This window comes from Geminicoccus flavidas, from assembly GCF_009806515.1.
In the GTDB taxonomy this organism is placed as follows: domain Bacteria; phylum Pseudomonadota; class Alphaproteobacteria; order Geminicoccales; family Geminicoccaceae; genus Geminicoccus; species Geminicoccus flavidus.
Genome location: NZ_WUJP01000506.1, coordinates 1 through 1,386 on the forward strand (window position 1 = coordinate 1; position 1,386 = coordinate 1,386).

2 protein-coding genes are annotated in these 1,386 nt (G+C 71.3%); one reads left to right on the forward strand and one right to left on the reverse strand.

Features of this window, described 5'->3' with window-relative positions:
• Positions 1–505 (reverse strand): aminotransferase class I/II-fold pyridoxal phosphate-dependent enzyme (locus EQG76_RS14275; RefSeq protein WP_159714586.1); only part of this gene is annotated, 505 nt, incomplete at its 3' end.
• Between the two features lie 274 nt (positions 506–779).
• Here EQG76_RS14275 and EQG76_RS14280 point away from each other — a divergent pair.
• Positions 780–1,386: cation:proton antiporter domain-containing protein (locus tag EQG76_RS14280; RefSeq protein ID WP_235031369.1), on the forward strand; the 607-nt coding region annotated here is incomplete at its 3' end.

Genomic DNA, 1,386 nt, shown 5'->3' on the forward strand with positions numbered 1-1,386 from the left:
CCAGCGTCTCGGTCGGGACCGCGTCCAGATCCGGCAGGAAGCCGGTCGCGGCCGTGGCCGGCAGCAGCACCGGCTCGGCACCGGCCATGGCAGCGGCACCGAAATAGACCGCATAGAACGGGGTCGGCATCAGCACCGCCGGCCGGCTGCGCCCGGCACGATCCACCGCAAGCTGGGCGGCCAGATAGAGCGCCTCCTTGGTGCCGGCCACCGGCAGGACGTGGCGGTCGGGATCGAGCGCGCCCTCTGCCAGGCCGCCGCGCCGGGAGGCCCAGCCCGCCACGGTCTGGCGGAAGGACGGGGTGCCGGTGGGCGGCGGGTAGCGGTTCCAGCTGGCGGCATGGCGGGCCACCGTCTCGGCCAGGATCGGCGGCACGGGGTGCTGCGGCTCGCCGATGCCGAGGTCCAGGACCGGCCGACCCGCCGGCGGGACCCGATCGGCGAGCAGCCCGGCGAGGCGTCGGAACGGAAATTCGCCGAGGCGGTCGAGACGGGACCCGTACATCTTGATGAACAATTCCTGCGCGGTGTTCAGGCCTGGAAGAGAGAGTTAACATCCACGGCCAAGCCGCCGCAACGCCGCAGGAAAACGCGCTACCGCCGAGACACCCGCCTGTGGCCGCCTTCCCGCACCAGGAGAGTGCCAATACTCGGGAGCACGCATCGGTTTTGCGTCTGGTGCAAGCCGGCCGGCCCTGGCCGCAGGAAGGGTTGCGCCTAGTCGCGTGCTGCGGCCACAAGTGGATCCGGCCAACGAAGCGCAGCCTGGACCAGCCCCCGTGCATCACGACGTTCCCCTGATCGCCACCGTCGCGATGGCCTTCGTGCTGGCGTTCGCCTTCGGCTTTCTGGCCAACCGGCTGCGCCTGCCCCCGTTGGTTGGCTATTTGGTGGCAGGCGTCATGGCCGGGCCGTTCTCGCCGGGCTTTGTCGCCGACGCGGCGCTCTCGGCGCAGCTCGCCGAAATGGGCGTGATCCTGCTGATGTTCGGGGTGGGCTTGCATTTCTCCGCGGCCGACCTGATGGCGGTGCGCTGGGTCGCGGTGCCGGGTGCCGTCGGCCAGATCCTGGTCGCGACGCTCATGGGCGTGGGCCTGGCGACGGCCTGGGGCTGGAGCGTCGGTGCCGGCGTGGTGTTCGGGCTCAGCCTGTCGGTCGCCAGCACGGTCGTGCTGCTGCGCGCCCTGGAGGAGCGTAACGCGCTGACGACCCCGAACGGCCGGATCGCGGTCGGCTGGCTGATCGTCGAGGACCTGGCCATGGTTCTCACCCTGGTGCTGCTGCCGGCGTTTGCCGAACTGCTAGGCGGCCATGCCGACGGGCACGGCACGGCGGCAGGCAGCGGCGTGCTCTGGTCGATCCTCCTCACCCTCGGCAAGGTCGCGG